Genomic DNA, 16057 nt, shown 5'->3' on the forward strand with positions numbered 1-16057 from the left:
ATCCGTCCCCACGGCCTGGCCTGACCGCCGAGCCGAAAGAAGCGCCACGCTACGAATCGCGCTGCACCAGGTAGCCGATGCTGGCGCGCAGCCAGTCCAGGTCGGGGCCCGGCGCGGCGCCGGCAAAGGCCGAGACATCGAACTCCCGCGCCGCCGCCTCGGCCAGGGCGACCGCGGATTGCCGCGCCCATTCGATGCTGCCCGTCCCCGTCACGATGTCGTGCAGCCGCAAGACCTCTCGCGGCAGCCGGCGCTCGCGCGGGCGGGCCAGGAAACCGCTCATCCAGTCGCGCTCGATCCGGCTGGCGTGCGACAGCGCATGCGTCAGCACCAGCGTCCGCTTGCCCTCCCACAGGTCGCCGTCGATCTCCTTGCCGTAGCGCGCCTCGTCCCCGCTCAGGTTGAGCACGTCGTCGGTGATCTGGAAGGCCAGGCCGAGCAGGTAGCCGAAGCGGTCGAAGCGGTCGAGCTTCGGATCCTCGGGGTCGGCCACCAGCGCACCGATCCGCAAGGGATGGATGAAGCTGTACCAGGCCGTCTTCTTCAGCGCCAGACGCAGGTAGTCGTCGGTGCCGACCGTGAGGTCGTTGTCGCGCACCCAGCCGAGTTCCATCGCCTGGCCCTCGAGCGTCTCCATCAGCATGTGGTCGATCTCGTCCAGGATGCGCAAGGCGCCGGCCGGCCGGACGAAGGCGCCGCTGCGGCGCACCAGCCGCATCGCCAGCGCATTCATCGCATCGCCCGTGTTGACGGCCAGCGGAATGCCGGCCCGGCGGTGCATGGTGGGCACGCCGCGCCGGGACTCGCTGCCGTCTTCAATGTCGTCGTGGACGAGAAAGGCGTTGTGCAGCATCTCGATGCCGGCGGCGGCGGGCAGCGCATGCTCGGCACGCCCCCCCAATGCACGCGTGGTGGCGATGCACAGGGCCGGCCGCAGGCCCTTGCCCGAGCGCGACATGAAATCCTTCACCAGCGCATACAGGTGGGTTTGCGGTTCCCAGTCGGGCACGCCGGACTCCAGCGTCTCGGCGATCAGGCCGCGGTACCAGGCCAGCCGTTCGACGAAGCCGCCCGGGCCCGTCACGTCGCCGATGCCGGGCACGCGGTCGGTGACCCGCAATGCGTTTTCAAGCGGCGCCGGCACGTAGGCGGACCCCTTCCGGACCGCCGGATCGGCACCGAAGGCAGCGCCGGATCCCTGTACCCCCTGGTCGGCGGCATCGAGCGCATCGGCCACCGGCGTCGCGAACGGGGTCATCGCCGCCATCAGCGGGCGCACCTGGTCGAGCAGCGGCGACGCCGCGCGCAGCGCCTGCAAGGCCACTTGCGTGAGCGAGGCATCCCAGGGCAGCCCGGCCCGGTGGCGTGCGGCATCGTGCAGTCGCCAGGGCGTCAGCACTTCCACTTCCTGCAGCGGCCAGACCTCGCAGCGCGGGCCGGCGAAGGCCACCGCATCGAGCAGCGAATTGACCGCCCGCCGCGCCGCCTCGTTGGCCCCCTCCATCGTCGCCAGATCGGTGTGCGTGCGCACGTAGTCGGAGGCCAGGAACAGGTTCGACAGGCCGGTGGCGGCGTTGGGCCGCAGGGCCCAGGTGTCGACCAGGTTCACCAGCAGCGGCTCGGCGTTGGCGAGAAAGCCGGGGCGCGTGGGATCGGGCGCGGTGTCCGAGTCCAGGAACCAGGAATGCAGGTCTTCATCGCGCAGGATCTCCTGCTCGGTGTTGAGCGAGCGCTTCAACTGGCGCCAGGTCTCGCGGGCCACTTCTTCGCGCGAGCACTGCATGGCAGGCCGCCCGTCCGGCCCCGGTGCGGTCCAATCGGAGACATCGACCGAGATGATGTCCTTGACGTGCCCGCAGGCGAGCATCGTCGGCACCACGCTGCGCCAGAACGGGAATTGGGAAATGCTGGTCAACGCCCACTCGCTGTCGATGTGGATCACGTGGCCATGCACCTCGGGCACGTCGCGGTACAGGTAGTACTGCACGCCGTTCATCCATTCGACGTTCGGCGCCAGCGTGCGCAGGTTGGCGAGCGAGGGGTCGGCGGCCAGCAGGTCGTCGTTGACCAGCACGGCCATGCGTTCCAGCGGCACGGCGGCGATGTAATGGTCGCCTTGGACGACGGTGCGCACGCCCTTCTCCGACACGACGATGCCGCTCACCTTGTCGCCCGCGCAGAGGATCTGCTCGACCTCGGTATTGAAGTGGTACTGCACGCCGTGCGACTGCAGCCAGCTGAGCCAGGGGTCGATCCAGATCAGGTTGGTCGGGCCGTCCAGCACCCGGTCGGTCGATCCGCCCGTCGGGTTGACGATGGTCAGCATCAGCTGCGTGAAGATGTCGCCGATGGTTCGCGCACTGGCACGCCTCGCCTTGGCCGCCACCAGCGAACGCGTGATGCCATCGCCGAGAAACTTCTTGTAGGCGGTCGAGCGTTGCTCCGCGCCAATGAAATCCCACCAGCTGATGCCCTCGTATTCGTCGAGGCGGCGCTGCTCGCACGAGGTCATGATCTGCCAGATCCGCGAGCCGAAGAAGGCCAGGTCGTCGGGCGTGAGTCCGGTGATCGGGCCAAAGGCGAGCAGGATGTCGCGCAGCACCGTTGCGGCATCGCCCGGCGTCTGCGGAAAGTTGGCCGGCACCTCGAAGTTCGGCTGGTCGTACTGCGTGAAGCCGACGCGCGTGGTCGCCACCAGATGGTCCGCCACCGGGCGTCCGTCGTAGGACGGGATGCGCCGCATGGTGTCGACCACGTGCTTGTAGAAGCCCGGAAAGAAGCGGAAGCCATGCTCGCCGGGCAGGCGGTGCTCGATGTCGGCCACGCCGCGGTCGGCCAGCTCGTGGCCGGCGCCGCCGTCGTCGTTGTCGCTCACCGGAATGCTGCGCGCCTTGCCGCCCGCGATGTCGCGGCGCTCGAGCACGACCACCTCGAATCCGCGCTCGATCAGCTCGTGGGCCGCGCTCATGCCGGCCACGCCACCGCCGAGGATGACGACCTTTTCAGGCTTCATCTCAGGACTGCTTATTCTCTTCTTCCGGCAACACGACCTTTCCCGGGTCGTAAGGCGTGCTGCCCTTGACGCGGATCACCTTGACCGCCTTGGCCTCCTTGATGCGCAGCAGGATCTTCTCGTAGACGCGGAACACGAACTGCGGCTCGTCGGTGACCTGCAGGAAGTTGAGTGAAACGTCGGTCGCGACCACGAGTTCGACCGGCGCGGCCCCCAACGCCACCACCACGCCAGACTCCGCGGGCAGCGTCGACGTGCGCAGCAGCGGCCCGCCGCCGAGGAACGGAATGATGCGATCCTGCGGCAGCACCAGGGAGCCGGGATCGGGTGTCTGGACCTCGGTGAAGAAACCATGGCCGAACACCACCGCAAAAGGCCCGAAGTGGCCGTCGGCCTCGAGGTCGCCAATGCAGGCCGATACGGCGCGCACCAGTCGGTCGTCCTTGGTCTTCGGGCCGACGATATGCGCCATCTCCGGGGGATTGGCCTGCAGCAGGCCGTTGGTCAGCTGGCCACCCAGCACCTGGGCCACCGGCGACGCCCTCGGAGGCACTTTGCCCGCTCCGGCGAGGCCGCCGAACACGATGTTGTCCTCCAGCCGCGCCAGGATATTTGCCGCACGCCGGAACAACTGCAAGGCGCTCTCCATGTCCGGGTCCGCCATCTGCGCGCCGCGCAGGAACACGCGCACCTGCAGCGTCGGCAGCTGGACCGTCGTCTTGTCCTCGATCTGCAGCTTCGGATTCTTGTCGTCCCCGTAGCTGAGGGTGTCGGCCGTCACGTAGTCGGCGCTGCCCGGCAGCGGCCCGACCAGGGGCAGGAAATTCGCGGCGACGCGAGCCCGCGCCGCCTCCTCCTGGATCGTCTTGCGCACCCGAGCCCACTGCTCGTCGGTCCATGGAACCTGTTGGTTGTTGTCGGCCATGTCAACTCCTTGTTTGTTGTGCTCGAGAACCGGTGTGAATCAGGAGGCGCTGTCGGGTGCGCGCGGCAGCCCCGAGGACGGCAGCGGCTGCCCGACCCGAATTGCATAGAGATCGAAGCGGACCAGCAGGTCGGCCATCGTGACCCGGCCGACCGCGAGGCACTGCAGCCGGTTCAGCCACAGCCAATCGGGGTGCGAGGTGACGAACTGCGGCGCCAGCACCAGCGGGGGCAGCGGGTCGTATTCGTTGCGCAAGGCGCGCTCGTAGCCGCCGGGTCCGAGATCGAAGATGCCGTAGTAGCGCGACAGCAGCAGTGCGCCATCGTCGGTTTCGTAGGTGATGCGCACGTCGGCAACACCCACGCCATCGCGGCGCACCAGCATCCAGTCGCCGCCCTCGCCCCGGATCCGGGCGTTGATCCGCGGACCATGGATCTCGCCCGAGGCGATGTAGAAGGTGATGTGCAGCCCATCCGGCGCGGGCCCGAACGATTCGGGCGGCTTCGCGAGCTGGACCGTGAAGGCCCCCAGGAAATCCGCGCCCCAGTCGTAGCGCGGCACCGTGCCGGTGGCCGACACGGAGGCCGGTGACGGCGCGGCGTCGCCAGGGGCGGCGGGCGGCGGCGGCACGCCGCGCACGCGACGCACCGGAAGCTCGGCGACCACCAGGCCGGCGCGGGACAGCACGGGCGTGTACTCCACCGTGTCGCCGACTTCGCAGGGCGGCAGCAGCGCGCGGAAGCGCTGCGAGCCGGCATCCGACCGCTGGCTGTCGGGCCACGCCCGTACCGGCGTCTTCTGCACGCCGTTGACGCGCCGCTCGACCTCCAGCCGGTGGCTCGGGTGCGCGGGCGATAGCTGCCACCAGACATCGAGCGGCGTGCCGGCCGCCACCTCCGGGCGCAAGGTGTCGAAAGCCACCGGACCCGGCGATGCACCCATGTCAGTGGTCGCCGCCTTCGAGCACTGCGCGCGCCGCGCGCAGCTCGGGCTGATCGAAACTGTCGGTGAAGCGCTCGTAGCACTGCCGCACCAGCGCGACGCCCTCGGCATCCCGCCCGGTCTTCGCCAGCAGGCCATGGCAGGACATCGCCGCCCGCAGTTCCAGCGACAGGGCCTGCTGCGCGCGGGCCGTCTCCAGGGCCAGCTCGAAGGCGGCCTCGGCCTGCGCCAGCGCACCGGCCTGCTGATGGATTTCGCCCATCAGCCGGTGGACGTCCGGCAGCAGCACGCCGACGTGGCCCCGACGGGCGGTCTCGGCGGTGGCGGCCAGCATCTCGAGCGCCTCGTCGTCGCGGCCGGCAGCGCGCAGCCCTTCGGCGTGGATCACGGCGACGGTCGGCCCCATGAGATCGGAGCGCGTGGCCCGGAACAGCGCGACGCCTTCGAACAACTCCCTCAGCCCGTCGGCGCGGTCGCCCAGGCGCAGGCGCGCCCAGCCACTGCTCATCACCCCGACGGCATACCAGAGCTCCCATCCTTCCGCGCGGGCGAAGCTCTTCACTTCCGAGGCATGGCCGAGCATCCGCGGCGGGTCGTGGTGGAAGGTCAGCATGTAGCAGGCGACGCCGAGCGCATTGCTGAGCGCCGAAGGATGGTCCAGCTCGCGCGCCATCGCGATCATGCGGTCGAGTTCCGCCAGGCCCCGGTCCTGGTGACCCATCATCCACAAGCTGCTGGCCAGCCCCGCCACCAGATTGACGGTGGAGCTGATCTGGAAGGTGTTGGTGAGCGCCCGTTCCTGGTCCAGCGCGTAGAGCGCGATGCCGGCCTGCGCATGCTCGATGCACTCGGTCCACTCCCCCCGGTAGTAGCGGGTGTAGGAGACCGCATGCCGGCCCGTCACTTCCAGCATCGGCACGCCGCTCGCCAGTGCCATCGACAGCGCCTCGTTCGCGGTCTCGAGGGCGCGGTCCAGCTGGCCGCCCACGAACAGGTTGGTCCACAGGCCCCAGATCGGTTCGTAGAGCTTGTCGGGCCGTTCGAGCTGGTGGCTCAGGCTGCGCGCGCGCTCGCAGGCCTGCGCCACCGTCGGCGAGGCCCATCCGTACAGTGTCATCAGCGTCGGTGCGATCGCGATCTGGAGATCCAGCTCCTTGGTCAGCACCTCGTCCGAAGTCGGCAGCTTGGCCAGGCCGTCGAGCGCCCGGGTGAAGTGTCCGTGCGCCTCGGGAACCGCCATCCGCGTCAGGGCGCGCTGACCGGCGGCAAACCAGTGGTCGCTGGCCTCGGCGTGATGGCCGGCGCCTGACAGGTGGCGGGCCACGATCTCGGGTCGCAGCGCCACCTCGCCGCCGAAATCGGAAAGCAGCACACGCGCGATCCGCTCGTGGAAGCGCTGGCGCGTCGATCGCAGYAGCGACTCGTAGGCCGCCATCTGCACCAGCGCATGCTTGAAGACGAAGGTGGTCGGCGACGTGGCGGAGACCTTCCAGGCCAGGCCCGCGGCCAGGATGCGCTGGAGGTCCTCGCTCAGTTCGTTCTCTGTGCGCTCGCTGACGGCGCGCAGCTGCGCATAGGTGAACTCGCGCCCGATCGTCGCTGCGAGTTGCGCGGTGCCGCGCGCGTCGCCCAGCCGATCGATCCGCGCCATCAGCGAGGCGTCGACGCTGGCCGGGATCAGGTCCAGCGGCAGCGCGCCGGTGAGTGCCCACGAGAATTCGTTCTCCTGCAGCACGCCCGCCTCGATCACGGCACGCGCCACCTCCTCGATGAACAGCGGCACGCCGTCGCAACGCTGGATGATCTCGCGGATCACGTCGCCCGGAACCGGCTTCCCATGGGCGACGTGGCGAACCACCGCCTCGACCTCGGCATGGTCGAGCCGCGAGACCTCGACCAGCGGCGTCGCCTCGTCGTCCGGCCAGGCCGGCTCGAACTCGGGACGGGCGGTGAAAAGGCCGAGCAGCGGCAGTCGCCGGGCCCGGGCCACCAGCAGATCGAGCACTTCGAGCGTGGAGGGATCGGCCCAGTGCAGATCCTCGGCCACGAACATGGTGGGCCTTCTCGAGGCGATGGCCTCGATGACGGCGACCAGGGTCTCGATCGTTCGCACGCGGCGGCGCGTGGGCGACAGCTCCAGCGGCGGGTAGCGGTCGTCGACCGGAATCGACAGCAACGCCGCCAGCAGCGGCGCCGCGTCCGCAGCCCCGATGCCGAGCACCCCGAGTTGCTGGTCGATGCGGTCCAGGCGCTCGGGCGCGTCGGTTGCGCCATCGAGCGCCAGCACGCGCTCGAGCAGTTCGATGACCGGCAGGAAGGCGCTGTTCTTCGCATACTGCGTGCAACGAACGGCCAGCACCGTGGTTTCCGCGGTCGCCACCTGACCTCTGAACTCGGCCACCAATCGCGACTTGCCGATGCCTGGTTCGCCGCGTACGGTGACGAAGCGCGCAGCACCAGACCGGGCCGCCGTCCAGTGCGCTGCAAGCAGGGCATGCTCGTGGCCGCGCCCGACGTAGAGCGTCAGCAGGTCGACCCGCTCGAGGCCCGGGACGACGCCGCCGGCCCGGGTGACGCGCCAGAGGTGGACCGGCGCCGACACGCCCCTCAGCGCGTGGACGCCCCGCGGCTCGCCCTGGAAGTGCTCATGGGCGATCCGCCATGTGGCGTCGGTGACCCACAGCGTGTCGGGCTCCGCGAGGGCCTGCACGCGCGAGGCGATGTTGGGAGCGTCGCCCATCGCGATGTTCTCGCGGCGGGCCCCGGTGCCGACCGGGCTGACCACCACCCGACCGGTGTCCGCGCCCACGCGAACCCGCAGCGGCGCCCCCGAGGAACGCGCCGCGGCCTGGTTCAGCTGCTCCGTCCCCTGCAGGATCTCGAGCCCGCAACTCACGGCCCGCCGGGCATCGTCCTCGTGCGCGCGGGGAAAGCCGAAATAGATCTGGACGCCGTCGCCGAGAAACTGCGAGATGTAGCCGTCGTAGCGCTCGGCCGTCTCCTGGCAGACCCGTTGGAAGTCGGCGAGCATTTCGTGCAGGTCCTCGGGGTCGAGCGTCTGCGACAGGGCGGTCGACCCCACCACATCGCAGGTCAACACCGTGATCTGCCGTCGCTCGCCGTCGGAGCGTTGCGCGGCGAAGTCCAGAAGCACGCCACAGCCGCCGCAAAAACGCGCGCTCTCCGAATTCACAAAGGCGCACGAAGGGCAGATCAACGTCCACTCCCCGGCAACAGATCGGCACGCTGTCGCTCTCGCCAGGCGTCGGATTCCTGGGCAAGAAGCGCACAGGCCCGGGCGACGAGGTCGCGCGGGTCGGGTTGAAGGGTGTCGGGAACAGCCGCAGCAGGGCCGGCCTGTTCACGCAGATCACGAGAGAACGGCGTACCTCCTCGGAAGTCCCTCCCTACTGGTCGCAGGAGGTGCATGAAGGGACTTTACCGAAGATTACCGCTTGATACTAGTTCTATCCAGAAATTAGTATTCATCTCGCCACCAGGACCGGCACCGCGCAACGGGCCCGACTCCGCATGCGATGCGATCTCGACGGCCGGGTCTAACCCGTGCGGCGGCGACCGCCCGGTGCCTGTCAGGCCTGCGTCTCGCGCGACCTCACGCTGCCCCACCGCGCCGTCGCGAAGGCGCAAACGAAGCGGGTCAGTTCCTCCGGCGGGAGGGCGTCGATGCCGGCCGCCCGCGCCCGCCCGCCGCCACCGAATCGGCTGCAGAACTCATGGGCCCCCGATGGCGCCTCGAGCGGTGCGCGCACGCTCACCGCGTAACCCTTGCCCTGCTGCTTGAGCACCGCATGCGCTCGCCGCGGATCGGCATTCGCCAGTTCGTTGGCGAGACAGCCGAGCACGCGACGACTCCACGGCGCGTCGGACAGGACATGCACGCTGCCGCCGTCGTCCTGCCAGGCCGGCGGAACATCGAGGGCCTGCCGCAGATCGGCATGGCGCACGGCGTCGATCTCGTCGACCACCGCCTCGTGCGCCAGCATGTCGAGCGGGTCCGGGTAGCGCGCCATGAGGGCGTACAGGCGCTGCGGCGCGATGTGCACGTCGCGCTCGTCGTCGCCGTAGGCGTTGTAGTTGATCGCCTCCCCGAGCCGTCGCAGCAGCGCGCCGGTGCCGGGTTCGAAGCTGGCATGGAGCGCCAGGCGATCGGCCACCGCCGCGAGGTTGTCGCCGTAGGCACCGACCAGTGCCCAGGCCCGAAACGCGCCGCCCAGATGCCGGTCGACCAGCAAGCTGGTGCAGACGTCGTCGGCGCAGTCGATATGCGGCTCGAAGAGCGGGTGCGAGGGGATGTCCTGCACCGCGTGGTGATCGAAATAGCGAACCCGCACACCGGCACCCAGCAGACGCTGCACCGACTCGCGGTTGCGCGACATCGACAGATCGAAGACGTTGACTTCGTCGCCCGCTTGGGCACTGACCCGCTCCACCAGCGTGATCTCGCGTTTCAGGCCCGTCAGCAGCTGCGCGGACGCTGGCTGGTGCAGCCGCCACTGAAGCGTCGCGCACAGGCCGTCGGCATCGCCATTGCAGACATCGAAGCGTCGAGCGGTCATCTTTCAAGCATTGCGCAAGGTCCGCGGCGCAGACTTGATCCAGCGCAAATCCGGTACGCTACAAGGAGGGCCGCCGCGCTGTCAACGCCGCTTGCGCACGATCAAGCCGCGGCCTCTGCGGCCGCCCTACCGTCGGCTTCATTCCCGCAGGTTCACGCAGGAGAAATCGCGATGACACCACCCGCCGCCTCCGGCCCGTCGACCCCGCCCGAGCAGCCACCGCTCGCGCTGCCTGCGGACGTGGTGGCCCTGATTCCCATGCGCAACCTGGTGATGTTCCCGCACGTGCTGACGGCCGTCAGCCTGGGGCGCGAGAAGTCGATCGCCGCGCTCCGGCACGCGCTCGAGGGCGGCACCGCGGTGGGCATCGTGCTGCAGAAGGAGCCCGCCGACGACGACCCCGGCTTCGACGGGCTCTGTGCCGTCGGCACCCTCGCGCGGGTGGTCCATCATTTCGAGCCGGAGGAAGGACAGCACCACGCGGTGTGCCAGGGCATCCAGCGCTTCCGGATGATCGCCCCGGTCGAGGGCCATCCCTTCCTCGCGGCAAGGATCGCGCTCATCGAGGAGGTCGCCGACGAGTCGGCCGAGGCCGAGGCGCTGGCGCTCCAGCTGCGCGAGCGTGCCGTCGCGCTCATGTCCTTCCTGCCCAGCGTGCCGGCCGAACTGGTGCACGCGCTGCAGACGACCCGCGGCCCCTCGGCGCTGGCCGACATCACGGCCAGCGTGATCGATGCCGAGGTGCGCGAGAAGCAGGTGCTGCTCGAGACCATCGCGCCGGCCGAACGGGTCGCCCGGCTGCTGAAGCTGCTGGCGCACCGGCTCGAGGTCCTGCGCCTTTCGAAGGAAATCGGCGAGCGCACCAAGGAACAGCTGGACGACCACCAACGCAAGTTCCTGCTGCGCGAGCAGATGAAGACGATCCAGAACGCGCTCGGCGAAGGCGGCGGCAACGCCGAGGACATGGCGCAGCTCGATGCGGCGATCGCCAAGGCCGGCATGCCGGCCGACACGGAGGCTCACGCGCGCAAGGAGCTGGACCGGCTGCGCGGCATGCCTGACGCCTCGGGCGAGTATTCGATGCTGCGAACCTACCTCGAATGCCTGGTCGACCTGCCATGGACGATCGCGGCCGCGACGCCGATCGACCTGGCCGCCGCCCGCCGGACGCTGGAAGCCGATCACTTCGGCCTCGAAAGGGTGAAGCAGCGCATCCTCGAGTTTCTGGCCGTGCGAAAGCTCAACCCCGAAGGCCGCGCGCCGATCCTCTGCTTCGTCGGGCCGCCGGGCGTCGGCAAGACCTCGCTCGGCCAGAGCATCGCACGGGCGATCCAGCGACCCTTCGTCCGGGTGTCGCTCGGCGGCGTCCACGACGAGGCCGAGATCCGTGGCCATCGCCGAACCTACATCGGCGCCCTGCCCGGAACCATCGTCCAGGGTCTGCGCCGGGCCCGCGCGCGCGACTGCGTCATGATGCTCGACGAAGTCGACAAGCTCGGCGCCAGCGCGCACGGCGACCCGTCCGCCGCGCTGCTCGAGGTGCTCGACCCGGAGCAGAACAACAGCTTCAGGGACAACTACCTCGGCGTGCCCTTCGATCTCAGCCGCGTCGTGTTCATCACCACGGCCAACGTGATCGACAACGTCCCGCCGCCCGTGCGCGACCGCATGGAAGTGATCGACCTCCCCGGCTACACGCAGGAGGAGAAGCTGCAGATCGCCAAGACCTACCTGGTGCTGCGCCAGCGCGAAGCCAACGGGCTCAAGGAAGGCCAGTGCGAACTGAGCACCGCCGCGCTGAAGGCCATCATCGCCGACTACACCCGCGAGGCCGGCGTGCGGCAACTCGAGCGGGAGATCGGCCGCGCCATGCGCCATGCGGCGATGAAGGTGGCCGACGGGTCGACCGCCGCGGTGCGCATCGACGCCACCGACCTGGATCCCATCCTCGGCCCGGCCAGGTTCGAGCGCGAGCTCGCCCTGCGCACCAGCGTCACCGGGGTCGCCACCGGGCTGGCCTGGACGCCGGCCGGCGGCGACATCCTCTTCATCGAAGCCACCCGCGTGCCGGGAAAAGGCAAGCTGAGCCTCACCGGGCAACTGGGCGAGGTGATGAAGGAAAGCGCGCAGGCCGCGCTCACCCTGGTCAAGGCCCGTGCCGCCGCCCTGGGCATCGCGGCCGGGGGCTTCGAGGACATCGACGTCCATCTGCACATTCCGGCCGGCGCCATACCGAAGGACGGGCCGAGCGCCGGCGTCGCGATGTTCATTGCGCTGGCGTCGCTGTTCACCGACCGCCCGGTCCGGCACGACGTGGCGATGACGGGAGAGATCAGCCTTCGGGGCCTGGTGCTGCCGATCGGCGGCGTCAAGGAGAAGGTGCTGGCGGCGCAGCGCGCCGGCATCTCGACCGTGCTGCTGCCCGCGCGCAATCTCAAGGATTTGCGCGAAGTTCCCGAGAGCGCACGCGCCACGATGCGCTTCGTCGCACTCGAAACCGTGGACGACGCCATGCGCGCCGCCGTGGTCGAAGCCGATGCCGGTGGCATCGGCACGCCCGGCGCGGCGGGCTCGCTTGCGCCCGATCAAGCGCAGGCGCCCTCGTCCGAACTAATGTCGCCCTGAGGTGTCCTACCCAAGGAGGAATTTCATGAGCACCGTCATTTCTTCCCTGATGCGGCGTCCGGTGATCAGCGTCGCGATGGACGACAGCGTGGCGCAGGTTGAAGCGCTCCTGACGAGCAAGCACCTGCAATGGGTGCCGGTGCTGGAGCCGCCGCGGGACGAGGCCATCGGCGTGATCAGCGCCACGGACCTGGTCGGATTCCACGCCCAGGGACGGGATGCCGCCGCCACCCGCGCCTGGCAGATGTGCAACTACAAGCCGATCGTCGTCGACGCCGAGACGCCGGTGGCCATGGTCGCGGCGCTGATGGTCGAGCGCGGGATCCATCACGTGATCGTGACCGATCGCAACGGTATCGCCGGCGTGGTTTCCTCGCTGGACTTCGTACGGACCTTCCTGCCTGCACCGGAACGGAATTGAAGCGTGCCCTGCTCTTCGCCCTGTCCTTCGGCCTGACGACGGCCTGCGCCACCACCGGGCCGCTGGAACTTCGCGCCGCCTACAGCGACCAGGTCGACCGGCGGCTCGAGGTTCCTGCCGAAGAATCGCAGCGCTACGGCGCACGGGCGCTCGACGCCCTGGCCAGCGCCGGCATCCAAGCGGCCCCCGCGCAGTACCTGGCGCTGGTCGACCGCAGCCCGAGGGTCCAGGCCATCTTCATCTTCTGGCTGGCCGCCGACAGCGCACCCGAGTTGATCGGTGCTTCGCCGGTTTCGACGGGCCGCGGCGGCGAGTTCGATCACTTCCAGACGCCCCTCGGCGTCTTCGAGCACACGCTGTCGAATCCCGACTTCCGCGCCGAAGGCACCCGCAACGAGAACGGTATCCGGGGCTACGGAGCGGCCGGCATGCGGGTCTTCGATTTCGGCTGGCAGGAGGCCGAGCGCCTCTGGGGACGCGGCGGGACGAGCATGATGCGGCTCCAGATGCACGCCACCGATCCCGACCGGCTGGAACAGCGCCTCGGAAGCGTGCAATCAAAGGGTTGCGTACGCATTCCCGCGAGCCTGAACCGCCTGCTCGACCGTTTCGGCGTGCTGGATGCGGACTACCTGCAGGCCAGTTCGGAAGGCGCGACGCCATGGGTGCTGCCCGCCGCGCAGACGCCGGTCGAGGACCCCGGACGCTACCTCGTCGTCATCGAGACCCAGCGCACGGAGCGCCCCGCCTGGTCGGTGCCGGCACGGCAGCCCCCGCGGGGCAGCGCCCGCTGACCGGTCGCCGCGAGTCCTGTATCGCGCTCAGTGCGACATCAGCACCGGCAGCGTCATGGATTGGAAGATCGAGCGCGTGGCCCCGCCCATCACCCATTCGCGCGCCCGGCTGTGGCCGTAGCACCCCATCACGAGCAGGTCCGCATTCGTTTCGGCGGCCGTCGACAGCAGGTGCTCTCCGACATCGCTGACCTCCGGCCCCCCGGAATGCACCTCGGCGGCCACGCCCTGGGCCTTCAGATAGGCCTGCAGGCTGCGCAGCGACGCCTCGGCGGCGTTGCCATAGCTGACCGCCCGCACGGAATCCGCACGGACCAGCCACGGCATCGCGGCCGATACCGCACGCGCGCTCTCGCGTGTCTCCTTCCACGCGATCAGCACGCTGCGCCCGACGGCGCTCACCGGTCCCACATAGGGCAGCAACAACGCAGGACGGCCGCTCTGGACCAGCGTGCTCGGCAGGAAGTCGACAGGCAACTCGTCGGCCGCGGGATCATCGGGGTCGCGCTGACCCAGGATCATCAGGTCGGCATACAGAGCGCGCCGGGCGAAACCCCAGGGCGCATCGCTCAAGGGCTCGGACCAGTGAAGGCGGGGCGAGCCACCGGCGGCCTCCGTGAAGATCGCATGCGCCTTGTCGCGGCACGCCTGGTCGAGCTCCTGCATGATCGCCATGGCCTGCCCCGCGCCCTCCAGCGCGTACGGATAGCGCATCAGCGCCGAAGTCGTGCAAGGCAGGCCCGTGACTTCGGCGTCGAAAGCCTCTGCCAGTTGCCGCGCGACCCTGACCCGTTCCGCCGCACGCGCAGAACTGTCCAGGTGCAGCAATATCGTCTTCGGTGTTTGCATGAAAGATCCTTTCAGGGCCATCGCCGGCATGCGAGGACATTAGCGTCGTCGACGGCAACTTTCCTTGCGCGGCGTCAAATCGCAAGCGGCACGCGATCCGGCAGACTCCGGACGAGGCGCGGGCCGAAGGCCTGGCAAGGCCCGAAACCAAGGACCCCTGAATGAATGACCCGAAGGACGAACTGGACCGCACGCTGCACGCCGCCATAGCCAAGTGGACGCGGGGACTCTCGCCCGCTTCGTTGCTGCTGGCCTGGTCGGACTGGGCCATCCACCTGGCGGCGCAGCCTGCCCGCAGCGCCCAGGTTCTCATGCTGCGACCGTGGCTGAATGCACTGCGAATGGAAGGCCAGGGCACCGAGCAGGCTCCGGCGCACCCGCCCGCCCGCGCGTACGACCCTCGCCTCGCAGATCGTTGCTGGGACGAGTGGCCGTTCAGCATCTACCGGCAGGCCTTCCGCGCCGGCGAGCAGTCTCTGCGGGACCTCACGGAAGGCGTGCCCGGCGTGGAGCGCCACCACGGGCGGGTGGTCGCCTTCGCGGCGCAGCAGCTGCAGCTGCTGCTCTCGCCGGCGAATTCGCTCGCCACCCATCCCCTGGCCCTGCGGCGGACCGTGGCCAGCGCGGGCATGAACCTGCTGCAAGGGGCACAGAACTGGGCCGACGACCTGCAGCGAAATCTCCAGCACCTGCCGCCGAAAGGCGCCGAGGACTTCGTTCCCGGCCAGCGCGTGGCCTGCACGCCGGGCAAGGTCGTGCTGCGCAATCGCCTCATGGAACTCATCCAGTACGCGCCGACCACGCCGACCGTGCACCCCGAACCGGTGCTGATCATGAGCGCGTGGATCATGAAGTTCTACATCCTCGACCTGTCCCCGCACAACTCGCTGATCCGCTACCTGGTCGACAAGGGCCACACGGTGTTCGCGATCTCCTGGAAGAACCCCGAGGCCGCGGATGCCGACCTGGGCATCGAGGACTACCTGGCCCAGGGCCTGATGGCAAGCCTCGATGCCGTCGAGGCGATCGTTCCCGCCCAGCGCATCCACGCGCTCGGCTACTGCCTCGGCGGGACGCTGCTCGCCATCGGGGCGGCCGCGATGGCACGCGACCACGACAAGCGCCTGGCCTCGGTGACGCTGCTGGCCGCGCAGACCGACTTCACCGAACCGGGCGAGCTCGGCCTGTTCATCGACGAAAGCCAGCTGACCTTCCTGGAAGACGTCATGGCGCGCCAGGGCTACCTCGATTCCAGCCAGATGGCCGGTGCCTTCGCCCTGCTGCGCGCCGTCGATCTCATCTGGACGCCCATGGTGCACAACTACCTCCTGGGAGAGCGGGCGCCGATGACCGACCTGATGGCGTGGAACGCCGACGGCACGCGCATGCCCTACCGGATGCACGCCGATTACCTGCGCAGCCTGTTCCTCGAGAACGACCTGGCGGAGGGCCGCTTCCGGGTGAAGGGTCGCCCGGTCTCGCTCGGGGACATCAAGGCGCCGATCTTTGCCGTCGGCACCCGCACCGACCATGTCGCGCCCTGGCCTTCGGTCTACAAGCTGAACCTGCTGTGCGATACCGACATCTCCTTCGTCCTCACCGATGGCGGACACAACGCGGGCATCGTGAGCGAACCCGGGCACCCGCACCGCGGCTACCAGCTCCTGCGCCGCGCGGCGGGTGCCCCCTATGTTCCGCCGGAGGCCTACGAGGCCGGTGCGCAGCGTATCGAAGGCTCCTGGTGGCCGGCCTTGCAGGCCTGGCTGGCCGACCACTCGGGAGCGCGCCGCAAGCCGCCACGCATGGGCGACGCCCGACGCGGCCTGGCGCCGGTCTGCGACGCACCGGGCCGCTACGTCCTGTCGCGATAGCCCTGACGCACCTTCGCAGCGCTTGATCCAGCGCAAGCCC

General features: G+C 69.4%; 10 protein-coding genes. 4 read left to right on the forward strand and 6 right to left on the reverse strand.

Translation table 11 applies throughout. The features are described 5' to 3' along the window. Positions 1 to 49: 49 nt before the first annotated feature. The 5 genes from AC1DYD_RS05895 to AC1DYD_RS05915 all read right to left on the reverse strand — a co-directional run bounded on the left by AC1DYD_RS05895 (position 50) and on the right by AC1DYD_RS05915 (position 9457). Positions 50 to 3013, reverse strand: a complete 2964-nt coding sequence (locus AC1DYD_RS05895; protein WP_478171816.1) for an FAD-dependent oxidoreductase — start codon at positions 3011 to 3013, stop codon at positions 50 to 52. Position 3014: 1 nt separating this feature from the next. Beyond that, positions 3015 to 3938, reverse strand: coding sequence for an encapsulin (locus tag AC1DYD_RS05900; protein WP_478171817.1), 924 nt, complete (start codon positions 3936 to 3938; stop codon positions 3015 to 3017). Between the two features lie 39 nt (positions 3939 to 3977). Further along, on the reverse strand, positions 3978 to 4880 hold the full coding sequence (locus AC1DYD_RS05905) for a DUF3237 domain-containing protein (RefSeq protein ID WP_478171818.1): 903 nt from the start codon (positions 4878 to 4880) through the stop codon (positions 3978 to 3980). Position 4881: 1 nt separating this feature from the next. Further along, complete coding sequence (locus AC1DYD_RS05910) at positions 4882 to 8034, reverse strand: AAA family ATPase (RefSeq protein WP_478171819.1); 3153 nt, start codon at positions 8032 to 8034, stop codon at positions 4882 to 4884. A 436-nt stretch (positions 8035 to 8470) separates the two neighbouring features. Continuing rightward, the gene (locus AC1DYD_RS05915; protein ID WP_478171820.1) at positions 8471 to 9457 is read right to left on the reverse strand and encodes a DHHA1 domain-containing protein; all 987 of its coding nucleotides are present in this window, start codon (positions 9455 to 9457) and stop codon (positions 8471 to 8473) included. A gap of 171 nt (positions 9458 to 9628) precedes the next feature. On the opposite strand from AC1DYD_RS05915, the gene lon reads away from it, so the two are divergent. Genes lon through AC1DYD_RS05930 form a run of 3 tightly spaced genes read left to right on the forward strand, consistent with a single transcriptional unit; the run spans position 9629 to position 13297 of the window. Beyond that, entirely contained in the window at positions 9629 to 12082 is a 2454-nt protein-coding gene (gene lon / locus AC1DYD_RS05920) for an endopeptidase La (RefSeq protein WP_478171821.1), read from the forward strand. Between the two features lie 25 nt (positions 12083 to 12107). Then, positions 12108 to 12503 (forward strand): CBS domain-containing protein, encoded by a 396-nt coding sequence (locus tag AC1DYD_RS05925; protein WP_478171822.1) that lies wholly within the window; start codon positions 12108 to 12110, stop codon positions 12501 to 12503. After that, positions 12500 to 13297 carry a L,D-transpeptidase gene (locus AC1DYD_RS05930; protein ID WP_478171823.1) on the forward strand — a complete coding sequence of 266 codons (798 nt, stop codon included), beginning with the start codon at positions 12500 to 12502 and terminating at the stop codon, positions 13295 to 13297. The genes AC1DYD_RS05925 and AC1DYD_RS05930 overlap by 4 nt, the downstream gene beginning before the upstream one ends. Before the next feature lie 27 nt (positions 13298 to 13324). On the opposite strand, the gene AC1DYD_RS05935 is transcribed toward AC1DYD_RS05930, so the two are convergent. Further along, the gene (locus tag AC1DYD_RS05935; RefSeq protein ID WP_478171824.1) at positions 13325 to 14146 is read right to left on the reverse strand and encodes a universal stress protein; all 822 of its coding nucleotides are present in this window, start codon (positions 14144 to 14146) and stop codon (positions 13325 to 13327) included. Positions 14147 to 14307: 161 nt separating this feature from the next. Between AC1DYD_RS05935 and AC1DYD_RS05940 the strand changes: the two genes are divergently transcribed. Continuing rightward, the gene (locus AC1DYD_RS05940; RefSeq protein ID WP_478171825.1) at positions 14308 to 16017 is read left to right on the forward strand and encodes a PHA/PHB synthase family protein; all 1710 of its coding nucleotides are present in this window, start codon (positions 14308 to 14310) and stop codon (positions 16015 to 16017) included. The last annotated feature ends 40 nt before the right edge of the window (positions 16018 to 16057 follow it).

The sequence above is a fragment of the Variovorax sp. P4_B11 genome, assembly GCF_056402355.1.